Below are 15,242 nucleotides of genomic sequence, written 5' to 3'. Positions count from 1 at the left end.
GAGTCAAAATGCGCGCCCTCAACGATCCCAGCCTTCTGAAATCACAGGCGTATATCAACGGTGCCTACTCCGGCACGCCCAGCGTGAATGTGACGAATCCCGCCACCGGGGACGTGATCGGATGGGTGCCGAACCAAGGGGCGGCTGAAGCGACCGCCGCTGTAGATGCCGCTTCTGTGGCGTTCCACCCCTGGGCCGCAAGGACGGCAAAGGAACGCAGCGTCATTTTGCGCAAGTGGTTCGACCTGATTCTTGCCAACCGCCAGGATCTTGCAACCATTCTGACAACCGAGCAGGGCAAGCCTTTTGCCGAATCCTTGGGCGAGATCGACTACGCGGCGTCCTACGTTGAGTTTTATGCCGAAGAAGCCAAGCGCATCGCGGGCGAAGTGCTGCCGTCGCATCGTGCCGATGCCCGCATCATGGTGTTACGCCAGCCGATCGGAGTGGTGGCGGCAATCACCCCGTGGAACTTCCCCGCAGCGATGATCACCCGCAAGATTGCACCAGCGTTGGCTGCTGGTTGCACCGTTGTGGTCAAGCCGGCCCTTGAGACGCCGTTGACGGCGTTGGCACTGGCCGAACTCGCTCATCGTGCTGGCTTTCCGGCAGGGACCGTCAATGTCGTGACCGGCGATGCGCGTGCTATTGGCGGCGTGCTCACCAGCCATCCTAAGGTACGACTGGTCGGCTTCACTGGCTCGACACCGGTGGGCAAATTGCTGATGGCGCAAGCCTCCACGACTGTCAAGAAAGTGGCTCTCGAACTAGGCGGCAATGCCCCTTTCATCGTTTTCGATGATGCAGACCTGGACGCCGCGGTGGACGGTGCCATGCTGTCCAAGTTTCGAAATATGGGCCAGACCTGCGTATGCACCAATCGCATTTACGTGCAGTCCACGGTGCACGACGCCTTTGTGGACAAGCTGACATTACGCGTCGACGCCCTCAAAATCGGCGACGGGTTCAGCGAGGGTGTCAATCAGGGGCCATTGATCACTGAGGCGGCGGTCCGCAAGGTCGAGGCGCATATTGCCGACGCGCTTGCCAAGGGCGCAAATGTTGCCACGGGTGGCGGCAGGCATGCTCTCGGACACACCTTCTTCCAGCCCACGATTCTTACCGGCGTGACGGCAGAAATGACTTTGGCGCAAGAGGAAACCTTCGGCCCACTAGCGCCGGTGTTCCGCTTCGAGACGGATGACGAGGTCGTCGCAGCGGCCAATGACACAGAGACTGGCCTCGCGGCCTATTTCTACGCACGGGACGTGGGCCGCATCTTCCGTGTTATGGAGCGACTTGAATACGGCATGGTCGGCATTAACACCGGATTGATCTCGACCGAACTCGCACCCTTTGGCGGCGTCAAGGAGAGCGGCAACTCCCGTGAAGGATCGTCCCACGGCATCCTGGAATTTACAGAACTCAAATATGCATGCATGGGCGGACTGGCAGCCGAGTGACTTCGCCGTATGAAGAAGAAGACCGGTCGTGATCACTTGGCCGATGGGTGGCCGCGTGGGGGCCGCGGACTGACAGGTCGCCCACAGCCCATTGATATCCCACCATGATCCCAGGACGCGTTTTGTCAGCGATCTGATTCGCCGAGCGCGGGCGGCCGTCGGGATGCCGCTTGGTCGGTGCGGGTAAGGAGACGCTGACGAATGCCGACCGCAACTTCAGCCTCGGCGTGAGAACATTTTGCACGGACCCTCTAATCGACCTTAGCGAGGTGTGAACCACCTAGCCGGCGCTCACTTGGGGTCATCCCGTAGTACTCTTTGTAGCGGACGGCGAAATGTGACTGGCTGCAAAAACCACAAGAGTAAGCAATCTCGGCAATCGGAACGGGCGACGAGCTGCGCACAGAAGACGATCTCAAGAGGCGGTCCGCTTCGCGAAGTCGAAGCCTCAAGAGCTCGCGGCCGAACGTGGTCCCGTGTATCTGAAAGACTTTGTGGACGTAGCGCGGCGAAACCCGCAACGAGTTGGCCGCGTGCTCGGGAGCTAGGTCCGGGTCCCCGAAGTGGTATGAGAGGAAAGCCGAAAGCCGCTGGAACGTAACGTCGGACACAGCCGCCGTGGTGCTCTCGGGGATGTCGCGAACGTCACGAGTCTCCAGCATGAGGCACATCAGATCGAGAATGTTGTCTTCGGTGCGTTTCAGAACGCTGGCATCGAGCGACGGCACCATATGAAAAGTTTGCAGAGCCAATTGCGCTACAATGGGCACCAGACCTGCATTTGCTACGTCTCGACGCCCGTACCTATCGTCGAGGAAGGGAAGCCGCTCGCGGATGAAATTAGCAGGCACTTTGATTGTGACATTCTGTGTTTCGTTTCCGATTTGGGTCCAATAACCCTCGGAAGAATTCAGAATATACATTTCTCCAGGTCCAACGTCGGCTTCAATGCCACGTTGGCCAAAACGCTCGCGTTCCCTTGTTGGAAAGATGAATATCACATCTTCGGTATCGGTCGACTGATGGCGACGTACAGTTCGAACGGCATTGGCCGAGAATTTTGAGATCCCGATTTTATGAAGCTGCAAGGCAGTGAGGCTGCCCTCAAACGAGGCCGGATCCGTGGGAGTGCATTCCAGTGGGAAGTAGACTTCCTGCATGTAGTCGCACCAAAGCTGTGCGCTACGACCCTGTCTCGCCTCTCGAGTTGTGAACAATGTTTTGGTTAAAGGCTGCACGCTCCACTGCTCCCGCGCACGGTCAGCAACGGTAGTAGCAAGCCACACCCCAGGTCAAGCAAGTCGGGACCCTGCGGCCTTAATCCAGGCATCAATCGGCCGCGGGTCATCGCCAACGGTGCAGACCCACAGCGTGAAAAGCGTCGGCAATTCCCTTTTTGATCCGTCTTGTCAATATCGAGACTTGAGGGAGGACGCAGCGCTGAGGTCTCGGCCGCAACACCCTGACAGCTCGACGCGCCCGGTCTTTCTTAGGTTGCGCTTTGACCCCCGGGCTGCCGACCTAAGGAACCCTGGGCCTTCCATGGGCGACGCCGCTTTACAGCGGTTCAAATCTGGTACCCTCACCAATTGCGTGCCTGGAGCCCGTGCGCCCTCGGAAAAGTCACCGTTCACTGTGGTGATATACGGTGCCCCCTCCCACTCCTATTCTCTGCAAAATTGACCTGCTGTGATGGCACCAGGCCAGAAGCATGCGGTGCCCAACTCTCGGGGTGCATCAATCAATCGTCACCTACCGCCTGAGGAGATAGTAGAATGCAGATCAAGCGCCCAGGACGCGAAGCCGGCGAGATCATGTTTGTCGGGCAGATCTGAGAGGCATAGCGATGCGCACCAGTGAGCACCGCATGACTGAGTTGAGCGACGTTTTCAAGCGACGTTTCAACGCTCGGCTCCTTGCAGATTTTACGGATGACGTCGTCGCGGCTTATCAAAACGCTCCGCTTGGCCCGCACGATGACAAAACCGCCAGGGTGGTTCGCGCCTTGGGCGGTGCCGCCATTGCTGACAAGGAGATCGTTATCTCGCTCGGCGCAAATGGGCCGTGGGCTATCGGGCGGATCGCCTTGGGCAAGGCCGGAAATTTTGTGCGCCTGGCGGATACTTTCACCAGCTACCAGGACGCGCTGAGAAGCGTCTTTTCAATACGCCACCAAGCATTTCTTGCGACTTTCAGATCTCCCGGTGAATTGCGCCTGAACGAGGGAGCGGGGAACAAGCCATGACGAGCCGCCCCCAGCAGATTTTTGGATACAGCGATAGGTTCGCGGCGCGGCCGGGTGAGGCGTTGTCCTTTCACGTCAGCTGTGAATATGTGGCAAATTATCAGGCGTCACTTGTCAGCCTTCGTCACGGCTTTACTGGACAGGCCGGCCCCGGCTTCCTGGAAACGGCGGTCCCGGCAGAGTTTGAAGGAACCTATCGCGGGGCGTGGTTCGCCTGTCAGCCTGGCTCCTATGTCGAAGTTCTCGACGAAACTGGTGTGCTGGGTGCCCCCGACGACTTCTTGATCGAGGCCCATATTTTTCCCACACTGCCTCAGGGGACGCGCTCCGGGCATTTCGGCGCCTACCATGTGACACAAAACTCGTTCGGCGAAAGTTCGGGTTTTCAGGCCGTACTGGGCAATTGGTCCGAGGCTACCCAATCCGGTTACGCCTTGGTCCTCGACGAGGGCAAACCGGCTTTCATCTGGAACGACGGCGTCGCCACAAACAAGCTATGTCTGGACGCCCCGGTCGAAGCCCATCAATGGTATAGGCTCAGGGTTCGGATCGTCGCCCGCGACGGCAAGGTCCACCTTGAGCAGACCCCAGTCAGCAACATAATGAATCGGTTCTCTGCCCTGGCGACCGGGCTGGCCCCGCAATCGGCTTCTGCGTCGACCTCCGGGCAGTGGTCGCTGAGCGAGGCGCCGTTCCGGATCGGTGCGTTGGCGCGGCGGGACGGATACCGGTGGCTCTCGGCCAACGCCTTCAACGGAAAGATCGGCGGCATCAAGATCTGGCGAGGCCAATCGGACCGCACGGGAGACCTCGTTGCGGCCTGGCATTTCGGGCGCAGCGACCGCGCCGACAGCCTGCTGCTTGACGACGTCATGGATCAATCACCCAACAAGCTCCATGGGCGCTGCTACAATGCGCCGACCCGCGGTGTTGCTGGGCACCGGTTTGCCGGTCTGATCGACGATTTCCGCCTCGCGCCTGATGAGTATGACGCCATCCACTTCCATGACGATGACATCACGGATGCGGAATGGCCGGCGGCCTTTTCGTTCAAGATCCCGGAGGCCCTGCCCAGTGGCGTCTATGCGGTCAAATTGACCAGCGAGGATGCCGAATATTACATTCCATTCTTCGTCCGAGCAGGGAAGAAAAAGGCCGACATTGCCGTCCTGTTCTCCACTGCGACCTATCTTGCTTACGCCAATGACAGAATTGCGTTCGAGGCGAACGGCGCCGAAATCATAGTCAGCCGCACGCCGATCATCGACCGCGCCGATCTAACCCTTCAGGATCATCCCGAATTTGGAAGGTCCTGCTACGAAATCCACAATGACGGCTCGGGCGTGGTGTTCGGTAGTGTGCGCCGACCCATACTGACCCTGCAGCCCAAGCATCGTGCGTGGTTCCAGGCGGAGGGCGTGTGGGGTCTGCCGGCGGATCTCTGCATTGTCCATTGGCTTGAGATCATGGAGCTCGGGTTCGATCCAATCACGGACGAAGACCTGGACCGCGAAGGTTTTGAGCTGTTGCAGGACTATAAGGTGGTGATAACCGGCAGCCATCCCGAATACGTGACACGCAACGAAATCGCCGCGATCGACCAGTTCTGCAGCCGCGGCGGTCGCCTGATGTATTTGGGCGGGAATGGTTTCTTCGCCACCGTGTCGTTCGACCCCGAACAACCGTCCCTGATGGAGCTCCGGCGCTCCGATGCTGGCACCCGTCCGCATCAGTCGCCGTTTGGCGATAGGCGCCACACCACGTCGGGTGAGATCGCGGGCCTTTGGCGCAACAAGGGGCTTCCTCCGCAACGTCTCGTCGGCGTTGGTTTTGCGGCGCAGGGGTTCGACCGTTGCACCTACTACCAGCGTCTGGAAGACAGCCATAATCCCATAGCCGGCTTTGTCTTCGAAGGCATCGGCGCCGACGAGCAGATTGGCGGATTCGGAATAATGGGTGGTGGGGCGGCCGGCGCCGAAGTTGACTGCTATCAGCCGGTCCTCGGAACGCCCCCTCAAGCACTGCTCCTTGCGACATCTGGCCCGCTGTCGGACGCATACCTGCTGGCTGCTGAGGAGGTTTATGAGTCCATTCCTGGAATTGGGGGCACGGAACAGCCGGGCGTTCGCGCGGACATTGTTCTTTGTCCGCTAAGCGGTGGCGGCGGGTTCTTCTCGGTAGGCTCGATCGCCTACACCGGCTCTTTGTCGCACAACAGCTATGACAATAACGTCGCACGAATGACCGGCAATGTGCTTCGCCGGTTCCTACGGCCGGAGCCACTCGACGTCGTCCTTAGAGAAGCTGCAATCGCATGAACGGGCCGCTCACCAAAATAGCAAGTTAGGTGAGAATTCGAGCAACCAAGGGGAACAAAAATGTCGAATCTGCAGAACCCAAACCTTTCAGGAATTTCGCGTCGCGACGTTTTACGAAGCGGCCTAATTGGAGGTGCTGGCCTTGCCTTCGCAGCGTCCTCGGGCCTGTCGGCCTTTGCTCAAAGCTCGGTTCCAAAACGAGGTGGCAATCTACGTGTTGCCTTTCTCGGCGCGACCCCGACCGAGACGCTGGATCCGCACGCGGGGGTGGTCCAGCAGGACTTCGCGCGCGCCCTCGGACTTTATGAGCCGCTGGTGGAAATGCAGGCGGATGCCAGCATCAAAAACGCTTTGGCAGAATCCATGGAGCCGAACGCGGATGCCACCGAATGGACCATCAAACTTCGCAGCGGCGTCAAATTTCACGACGGAAAGACGCTATCGGCGAAGGACGTGGCCTTCACCTTTCAGCGGATTGTCAATCCCAAGGCGCCGCTGAGCGGGGCCATTACCCTGGCGCCGCTCGATGTCGACAACATGAAGGTGGTTGACGATCTGACGCTCAAGATCCCCATGAAGGTGCCGTTTGCGGTCTTCCCAGAATGCATCTGTTCGGCGGTTTACTATGCGATTGTGCCGGAGGGGTTTGACCCGGCCAAGCCCGTCGGCACAGGCCCCTTCAAATTCCAGAGCTTTACACCGGGACAGCAAAGCACGTTCGTGCGATTTGACGACTACCATGGCGGTGGCGCATATATCGATACGCTTACGATCACGTCCTTCGCCTCCGACGTTGCGGCGTTCAACGCGCTGCAGAGCGCGCAGGTGGACGCGCTCGCAGCGGCCCCTCTCTCGCTGGTCCGCCAGGTAGGAGCCGGCGGCGCCATCAAGGCCCTGATTTCGGAGCCTGGGCAATGGACTCCGTTTACAATGCGTGTCGATCAACCGCCATTCGACAAGCCCGATGTCCGCAAAGCCTTCCGGCTGTTGGTCGATCGCAAGCAGATGATCGATATTGCCCTGAGCGGCTATGGCGAAGTTGGCAACGACGTCTTCTCCCGCTGGGACCCCTTCTATGACACTTCTCTACAGAGAACTCGCGACGTTGATCAGGCCAAGTTCCTGCTGAAAAAGGCCGGCGAGGAAAATTTGGCGGTCGAACTGGTCACATCTGACTTCGCTAACGGTGTTCCGCAAATGGCGCAGGTATTCGCACGACAAGCTCGAGACGCAGGCGTCACGGTGTCGGTGCGGCAGGTAACGCCGGACGTTTTTTACGGTGACCAGTATCGCCAGTGGAATTTTGCTCAGGATTTCTGGCTGCATTTTCCATACCTGCCCCAAATTGCTGAATGCCATTTGCCAGGCGCTACCTTCAACGAGACTCACTGGGGGAACGAGCAGTATATTAAACTGTATAACCAAGCCGTTGGGACAACAGACCCGGCTCTTCGGAAAGAGATTGTTCATGCTCTGATGAAAATCGACTTCGAAGAAGGTGGATATATCATTCCGTCATTCAACAAGATGGTAGATCTTTTGGCGAATAACGTGGAGGGACTCACGCAGGCTCGCACCGGTTACGCGATGGGACACTTCGGATGGAAGTCTGTGTGGCTATCGTGACGACACAGGAGAAATCAAGCGGAACGGCCAAAGCCCAGCATCAGTTACTGAGGTTTGCCGTTCGTCGTGTCTGTCTTGGCGCGCTAACGCTCTTCGCGGTCTGCGTTGTGGTTTTCCTGGCGACCCAAGTTCTGCCTGGCGACGCGGCGCAGGCGGTCCTCGGGCGCAGTGCGACGCCGGCACGCCTGCAGGAAATCCGGACTCAACTGCACCTTGATCAGCCTTTGATGATGCAGTTCTGGACCTGGGTTTCGGGAATCTTGACCGGCGATCCGGGTCGATCCCTGGTAAACGGTACACAGGTTTCGGCCTTCGTTTATCCGCGCGTAATCAACTCCGCCATGCTGCTGTTGTTGACATCGGCCGTCAGCTTCCCGGTCTCGATAATTCTGGGCGTGGTGGCAGCCTTGTACTCTGGCCGTTTCATGGACACCGGAATTTCCATCGTCGCCTTGTCGCTAGCGGCGCTGCCTGAATTTGTGGTTGGCATCCTCCTGATCCTTCTGCTGTCGACATCCGTGTTCCATCTCCTGCCGGCGGTTTCCCTGGTCCCACCTGGTAGTTCGGTCCTGCAAAACCCGATCATTCTTGTGATGCCGGTACTGACCCTCTCGGTGGTCTGCTTCCCGTATTTGTTTCGCATGACACGGGCGTCAGTGATTGAAGTTCTGGGGAGCGAATACATCGAAATGGCCCGGCTGAAGGGGGTCAGCACTCCAAGGCTCATATTCGTTCATGCATTGCCAAATGCACTTGCCCCAGTCGTTCAAGTTATAGCCCTTACCTTAGCCTATCTCGCTGGTGGCGTGGTGTTGGTTGAATTCGTTTTTGGATATCCCGGCGTGGGTCAAGGGTTGCTTGACTCGATCGTTGCTCGGGACATCCCGGTGATTCAGTTGATCGTCCTTCTTCTCGCTGCGGTCTACGTCCTTCTAAATCTTACCGCTGATTTGATCGCAGTGTTACTCACACCAAAGATGAGCGCTCACCAATGGCAATCGACTTAAACGGAAGAAGCGCACCGTCCATGATAGGCACGTGTTGGCGGTGGTTTCGCGATCTGAAAGCCGGCGCAGCCGGTCTGGTGATTGGACTTCTCATTATCGGCGGCGCCATCTTCGGCCCTTTTTTGGCTCCTGTGCCGCCCACTGATTTCGTCGGTTCGCCGTTTGACCTTCCCTCGCCATATGCACTCCTGGGAACGGATTTCATGGGCAGAGACGTATTTTCGCGCGTGCTCTCGGGTGGTGTACAGGTCCTCGGGTTGTCAGCCGTCGCGACGGTTGCCGGGGTACTCATCGGTACATTGCTGGGCATTATCTGCGGATATCTGAAAGGGAAAACCGACGACGTCATAATGAGGCTGTTGGACGTGGCGATGGCCTTTCCACAAACTGTTCTTGCGCTCCTGTTCGTTAGCATAGTCGGGCCAAAGCTATGGCTGATCGCACTTCTCGTCGCCGCAATCCATGCGCCGCAAGTTGCTCGCGTCATGCGCTCCGTGGCTCTTCGTGTATCGGAGGAAGATTATATCCGTTACGCCGAGGCGATCGGCGTGTCTACGACGCGGATTATTACGCGAGAGATCCTTCCAAATCTGGCCGCGCCCTTAATGGTTGAGTTGGGCCTGCGCTTTTCCTATTCGATTGCACTGATCGCCGGACTGGGATTTCTCGGTTTGATGGCGGATCCTTCCGTTCCCGATTGGGGAATGATGATCAACGAAAATCGAATTGGCCTCCTTTTGAACCCTTGGGCCGTCGCGGCGCCAGTGTTCATTCTTGCGGTTCTAACTATCGGAACCAACGTTTTTACTGACTCGCTGGCTCGGACGAAGCGTGGAATGCCCGCCGCGGATGTCGACGACACCATCAGCGATGAGATACTCGCCGATGGACAGGTAGCCGGCTTCGGTAATGGCCCTGGTGCGGGCAAGGAGAGGCTATGACTGTGCATCCCAGAGAAACGGACGGCCTTGGTACTGCTAGTCTAGCGCTAGAAATCAGCAATCTACGTGTGTCAGTCGCCGAAAGCGACGTGGACATCGTTCAGGGTGTTTCACTTGCGCTTGCCCCCGGAGAAATTCTGGGCTTGGTCGGAGAATCTGGCTCCGGAAAGACGACGGTGGGGCTCGCAGTCCTGGGTTATTGTCGGAAGGGCCTCACGATTGGCGGAGGGTCGATAAAGATTGACGGACAAGACGTCCTGTCAATGGGAGCCGGAGAGCTTCAGAAAGTTCGAGGGCGCCTCGTATCACTAATACCGCAGGACCCAGGTACTGCGCTCAATCCGATCCTTCGCATCGGAACCCAACTGGCCGAATGCTTCGATCAGAAGAACTCGGTCACGGAGGAAATGCTGCTGGAGCTGCTTCGTCTGGTGAAGCTGCCTGTATCGCCTGAATTTCTTCGCGCGTATCCGCACCAGCTCTCCGGCGGGCAACAGCAGCGCGTTGGCATAGCCATGGCGTTTGCAAACCGCCCGCGGGTAATCGTGATGGACGAACCAACCACGGGCCTTGATGTGACGACGCAATCCCACGTGCTCGACACCATTCGCAGTCTATGCAACGAACACTCCGTCGCGGCGATCTATGTGAGCCATGACCTTGCGGTTGTCGGAGCACTCTGTAACCGAATAGCTGTTATGTACTCTGGGCGAATTGTCGAAGTGGGAAGCACTTTACAATTGCTTTCTAGCCCAGCACATCCCTATACGCGGGCGCTAATTCACGCGGTGCCTGATCTAGACCGCAAATCCGCAGTTAGCGGCATCCGGGGCAGTGCGCCCGAGCCGTCTCGCCGTCCCAGAGGGTGCGCGTTTGCCCCGAGATGCGACGCAGCGGAACATCGCTGCACCACCTCAATCCCAGAGGCTACAGAAATCAGAAAGGGTCAGTACGTAAATTGTGTAAGGGCAGATGAGATTCAGGCTATCTCAACTCCGATTCGATCGATTGAGCTTGAATCCGCCGCCGACCGCCCAGTCGCTTTGGAGGTTATAGAGCTGGAAGCGTTTCATGGAAGCGCTCGGATACTCAAAGGGCTTTCCTTCAAAATTCGTCAAGGCAACTGTGTTGCCCTGGTGGGGGAATCGGGATCGGGTAAAACGACAACGGCACGTTGTCTGGCTGGGCTTCATCGTAATCAAAATGGCAAAATCATCTTCGATGGTAAGATGATACCCCCGCACGCCTCTCACCGGTCAGTCCATGCGCGTCGTCGGATTCAGTACATTTTCCAAAATCCGTACGCGTCCCTGAACCCGAGGAGAACAATCGGCCAGTCGGTGGCCATGGCGCTTGAACAGTTTGAGTCAACGTCGAGCGCAGAGATGCGTAGGCGCGTTCTTGCCTCATTGGATGAAGTGTCCTTACCCTCCGCATCCGCCAATCGATATCCGCATCAGCTCTCGGGGGGTCAACGACAGCGCGTGGCGATCGCACGCGCGTTGATAGTCGGCCCCGAATTGCTGATTTGTGACGAGGTAACCTCCGCTCTGGACGTGTCGGTTCAAGCCGTTGTGGTCGAACTACTTCAGCAGCTTCAGCGCGATCACAATCTCGCGATGCTCTTCGTCACACACAACCTGGCGGTGGCGAGCAATATTGCGCAGCATGTTGCGGTCATGCAGGGCGGGCACATCGTGGAGTTCGGTAGGGTTGAGGATGTCCTACGCGCGCCAGCCGCAGACGAGACACAAAGACTTCTAGCGGACACGCCTAGATTTGCATTTTCAATGGCCTAGCCCGGCCCTGCGCGTTCTGATCGAGCCACCTCAACTCGGTTTCCTGGTTGGAATGATATCGAAGCGTCGCTCGAGCACATCGCCCGTTTGACTGTGCTGCGCCGTGCGTAACTTTCTGCACTTGGCGAACTGATCAAGGACAAGTCTTGCGGCGACAAGATCGCGGCAAACTGAGACCATAAGGAGAATTCATGGACACTGAGTTGCTGATCGGCTCTAGCTTCGAACCAGGAACTGAGTTTGAGGAGACGATTTTTAACCCCAAGACCGGTGGAAGAATCATCGACCTTGCTGAAGCTTCTGAAGGCCAAATCGATGCAGCGGTCCATGCTGCTGAAAAAGCATTCAGCCGCTGGTCGCGCACCACGCCAGCCGAGCGCTCGGCTTGTCTTTTGCAGATCGCTGACGCCGTTGAAAGACATGCCGAAGATTTTGCCGCACTCGAAGCACTGAATTGCGGCAAGCCGATCAACTCGGTGCGCAATGATGAATTGCCTGCGATCATTGATTGCTGGCGCTTTTTCGCTGGCGCCGTCCGATCTATGCACGCGCCTGTGGCCGGAGAGTATCTGCCCGGCTATACCTCGATGATCCGCCGCGATGCAGTGGGTGTTGTCGGTTCGATAGCGCCGTGGAACTATCCTCTGATGATGATGGCGTGGAAGCTCGCACCAGCAATAGCTGGCGGCAATACAGTCGTTTTCAAGCCCTCAGAGCAAACCCCGCTTACCGCACTGAAGATGGCGCGGCTCTTGGCGGACATTCTTCCCGATGGCGTCGTCAACGTTATCCTTGGTCGCGGGGAAACGGTGGGAAATGCGCTAATCAATCACCCCAGCATTAGCATGGTGTCGATCACGGGCGACATCGGCACTGGGAAGAAAGTAATGCATGCCGCCGCCGCGACGATCAAGCGGACACATCTGGAACTTGGAGGGAAGGCTCCGGTCATCGTTTACGACGATGCAGATCTCGAGGCCGTGGTGCAGGGCATCCGTACGTTCGGATTTTACAACGCGGGCCAGGACTGTACGGCCCCGTGCCGTATCTATGTGCAGGATAGAGTCTATGATAATTTCGTCGCAGATCTGAGTGCTGCGGTTTCTACAATCCGCTACAATCAAAGTGACGACAACAGCAACGAGATTGGCCCCCTTGTCTCGAAGCGCCAACGGGACCGCGTCGCAAGTTTCGTTGAGCGGGCGGACGAGCAAAAGCACATCCAGGTCACCACAGGCGGTGCCACCAGTGGCGAACAAGGGTTCTTCTATCAGCCAACCGTTATTGCCGGTGCGACCCAGGACGACGAGATCGTGCGTCGTGAGGTCTTCGGGCCGGTCGTTTCAGTTACTCGTTTCACAGACGACCAACAGGCCGTGGAGTGGGCGAACGACAGCGACTACGGATTGGCCTCCTCGGTTTGGACAAGCAATATCTCCAAAGCGATGAGCGTCGCGTCGCAGCTCCAGTACGGTTGCACCTGGGTCAACGCCCATTTCATGCTCGCGACAGAAATGCCCCACGGCGGCGTCAAGCAATCTGGATATGGCAAGGATATGTCTATCTATGCGCTGGAGGATTACACATCAGTACGCCATGTGATGATCAAGCATTCGTGAGCAACGCGTTCCGGCGGTCAGTTCACAAAGTTTGGAAGCTGGCAGACCTTGATGCCTACCCCCAGTTCGGCGATCCGCCGGCTGGTCGTCGGATGCTCATGGCCCATGGTATTATCGAGCCACGCGACCAGACCAAGCGTGTGTCGAGCGCCTTCGGCGGGCCTATATTCGCAAGACCGAGGCCCGCTTTCGCAGGGCGGTTCCCGAAAGCCGCCTGACAGGAATCGGCCCCATTTCAGACCACTAGTCAGCCAACGAACAAACTTCGGTTGTAGCGCGAGGTTGGCGTCTATGAAGGCTTTTGCAGCATCATCGCTGGCCTCTGAAAAAACCTCAAAAATTCCTGTTGCGGCTTCTCCGCAATGCACTATCCCAAATTTTAGCAACTGGTGGGGGACCGCATGTACCGCATAAAGGCTGATACTGGAGAGATTCTCGTCCCGCACAGGTTCGCGGATACCACATACGGGGCGGCCGATCCGGCGCTTGGCCGGGAACGGCATCACATCGCGAATAGGGTGAAGGCAACGACGCTCGACGAACTGCGAACCTACTTGCGGAGAGGCTGGCCGATCTGGATGGAAATCAGGGGCACGCGGGATCGCCGACTAATTTCTGCCGACATCGTGGACGCCGAGCCACCTGCGCTCGGGGATGCTGTGCCTGCGGAGCCAGTGAGCCGACAGATTTCAATCGAGCGTGTTGTCAAACCTGCCCCTGCGCAAAAAGTACCGTGGCAAAACGCGCCGATTGCAAGCCATACAGAGAGGACCCTGGCATCATCGGGCAACGACAAAGACTACATCAGGCTCGTTCGGGAGATCTCGCTTGCCGAGCTTGCGGGCGAAATCGAGAATCCGCGCACGCTTCTGATGGGGTCGCACGTCTACAAATCGAAGCGGCTCGACATCGCATACGCACCGTTCGGCTACGTCAATGCTGGAGCGGACATCGTGATTGTCGGCATCACCCCTGGCCGCCAGCAAATGCGGGAGGCTCTTCTCGAGGCCAAACGGGCGATGGCGAGCGGAGCATCGCGCGAAGATATCCTTGCACGAGCGAAGGTGCATGCCAGCTTTGCTGGGGACATGAGAAAGAATCTCGTGAGGCTGATGGATGCCGTTGGCCTCAACGATTGGCTGGGGATTACGTCGACCGCAACCCTGTGGACCGTCGATAGCCAGCGTGCTCACTTCACGTCGGCGATCCGCTATCCAACCTTCGTCGATGGCGAGAACTACAGCCGCTCGCCTGACATGAACAAAGTCCCGTTCTTGTTCGACAAGGCCCGAGAGTGGCTCACCGAAGAACTCTCAGCTTTTCCCAACGCCGTGTTTGTCCCCATGGGAGATATGGTCTCGGAGGTATTGGCAAGAATTGGCGGCGAGGTCGGAGTTCCAGAGCGCAGAATTCTGACTGGGATGCCGCACGCCAGCGGAGCCAACAACGGCCCCATCGCATGGTTCTTGGGCGCACAGGGGGAAGAGAACGGTTGGCGTAGGCGCTATGTCGATATCCGGAATAAGGTGACCACGCTTGATCAGCGCCGAGGATACCATCCCGATTCAGGAGCAGCGCTTCAGAATTTCCCGAAATAGAACCTACCCGTCGGCTTGTCGTCCTTCATCCAGATCAGCGCCTGGGTCATGGAGTCGACCTGGTCGTCGTGCTTTCCGTGCGGAAATGCGAGCACCTCAAGCAGGAAGTCATCTCTCCAATGCGCGTCTTTCGGAAGATTGACGTTGCCGTTTTCGATCATTGCGGCAACACGTGACAGCCGGCTTTCCTTGTCGGTTCTGGCTTTTACCGGCGTGGTGCTGATGTCCTGGCTTTCCAAGTCGGCGATGAGGCTTGAGCCGGAACCCGCATCCTCAATGAGGATGATGTCGGGGGAGTGCTCCAGAAGGGAGTTTTTCACCGCCTTGATGAGGTCTGGGTAAGCTGCCCGGACGCGGACGAGATCGAGGAGATAATAGTTGTTGTCGTCTTTGGCCCATGTCGTTCCGACGGAGTAATCGCTGGAGGGGTCGCCCTTAAGCGCGGTGTCCCAGCTTTGAACGATGGTCATCGACCGACGGTCGAACTGATTTGGATCGTAGTCGCGAAACCACACCCTCTTGACCATGTTGCCGTCCGGTGGGGCAGGGGATTGTTGGTACTGCGCGGAAAAATTGAGCGATCCTAATAGGCGCTTTAGACCGTCCAGTTCGGCGTGTCCCAGACG

Annotated in this window: 11 protein-coding genes; 9 read left to right on the top strand and 2 right to left on the bottom strand. The window is 57.7% G+C overall.

The window, feature by feature from the left end; all coding sequences use genetic code 11:
* Positions 1–8: 8 nt before the first annotated feature.
* A complete protein-coding gene (locus tag NKI96_RS24270) occupies positions 9–1,463 on the top strand; it encodes an NAD-dependent succinate-semialdehyde dehydrogenase (RefSeq protein WP_023727428.1) in 1,455 nt (484 codons plus the stop codon).
* A 251-nt stretch (positions 1,464–1,714) separates the two neighbouring features.
* On the opposite strand, the gene NKI96_RS24265 is transcribed toward NKI96_RS24270, so the two are convergent.
* The gene (locus NKI96_RS24265; protein ID WP_023727427.1) at positions 1,715–2,623 is read right to left on the bottom strand and encodes a helix-turn-helix domain-containing protein; all 909 of its coding nucleotides are present in this window, start codon (positions 2,621–2,623) and stop codon (positions 1,715–1,717) included.
* Between the two features lie 707 nt (positions 2,624–3,330).
* Here NKI96_RS24265 and NKI96_RS24260 point away from each other — a divergent pair.
* From NKI96_RS24260 to NKI96_RS24225, 8 genes are all read left to right on the top strand, one after another.
* Positions 3,331–3,708, top strand: coding sequence for a N,N-dimethylformamidase alpha subunit family protein (locus tag NKI96_RS24260; RefSeq protein WP_156929743.1), 378 nt, complete (start codon positions 3,331–3,333; stop codon positions 3,706–3,708).
* Positions 3,705–6,026, top strand: a complete 2,322-nt coding sequence (locus NKI96_RS24255; RefSeq protein ID WP_084014403.1) for a N,N-dimethylformamidase beta subunit family domain-containing protein — start codon at positions 3,705–3,707, stop codon at positions 6,024–6,026. The genes NKI96_RS24260 and NKI96_RS24255 overlap by 4 nt, the downstream gene beginning before the upstream one ends.
* A gap of 60 nt (positions 6,027–6,086) precedes the next feature.
* A complete protein-coding gene (locus NKI96_RS24250) occupies positions 6,087–7,652 on the top strand; it encodes an ABC transporter substrate-binding protein (protein WP_023727423.1) in 1,566 nt (521 codons plus the stop codon).
* Positions 7,640–8,659: an ABC transporter permease gene (locus NKI96_RS24245; protein WP_023727422.1), complete on the top strand. Its 1,020-nt coding sequence runs from the start codon at positions 7,640–7,642 to the stop codon at positions 8,657–8,659. The genes NKI96_RS24250 and NKI96_RS24245 overlap by 13 nt, the downstream gene beginning before the upstream one ends.
* On the top strand, positions 8,644–9,600 hold the full coding sequence (locus NKI96_RS24240; protein WP_198018670.1) for an ABC transporter permease: 957 nt from the start codon (positions 8,644–8,646) through the stop codon (positions 9,598–9,600). Before NKI96_RS24245 ends, NKI96_RS24240 begins: the two co-directional genes overlap by 16 nt.
* The gene (locus NKI96_RS24235; protein ID WP_023727420.1) at positions 9,597–11,399 is read left to right on the top strand and encodes a dipeptide ABC transporter ATP-binding protein; all 1,803 of its coding nucleotides are present in this window, start codon (positions 9,597–9,599) and stop codon (positions 11,397–11,399) included. Before NKI96_RS24240 ends, NKI96_RS24235 begins: the two co-directional genes overlap by 4 nt.
* A 191-nt stretch (positions 11,400–11,590) precedes the next feature.
* On the top strand, positions 11,591–13,018 hold the full coding sequence (locus NKI96_RS24230; protein ID WP_352806563.1) for a gamma-aminobutyraldehyde dehydrogenase: 1,428 nt from the start codon (positions 11,591–11,593) through the stop codon (positions 13,016–13,018).
* A gap of 401 nt (positions 13,019–13,419) precedes the next feature.
* Positions 13,420–14,616, top strand: coding sequence for a uracil-DNA glycosylase family protein (locus tag NKI96_RS24225; RefSeq protein WP_023727419.1), 1,197 nt, complete (start codon positions 13,420–13,422; stop codon positions 14,614–14,616).
* Here the strand turns inward: NKI96_RS24225 and terL are convergent.
* The coding region (gene terL, locus NKI96_RS24220) for a phage terminase large subunit (protein WP_352762267.1) at positions 14,598–15,242 on the bottom strand (645 nt) is incomplete at its 5' end. The genes NKI96_RS24225 and terL overlap by 19 nt on opposite strands.

The organism is Mesorhizobium sp. M0292, from assembly GCF_040321695.1.
GTDB lineage: Bacteria > Pseudomonadota > Alphaproteobacteria > Rhizobiales > Rhizobiaceae > Mesorhizobium.
The sequence above is the reverse complement of the archived record's forward strand: the minus strand, read 5'-3'. Positions and strand labels throughout refer to the sequence as shown.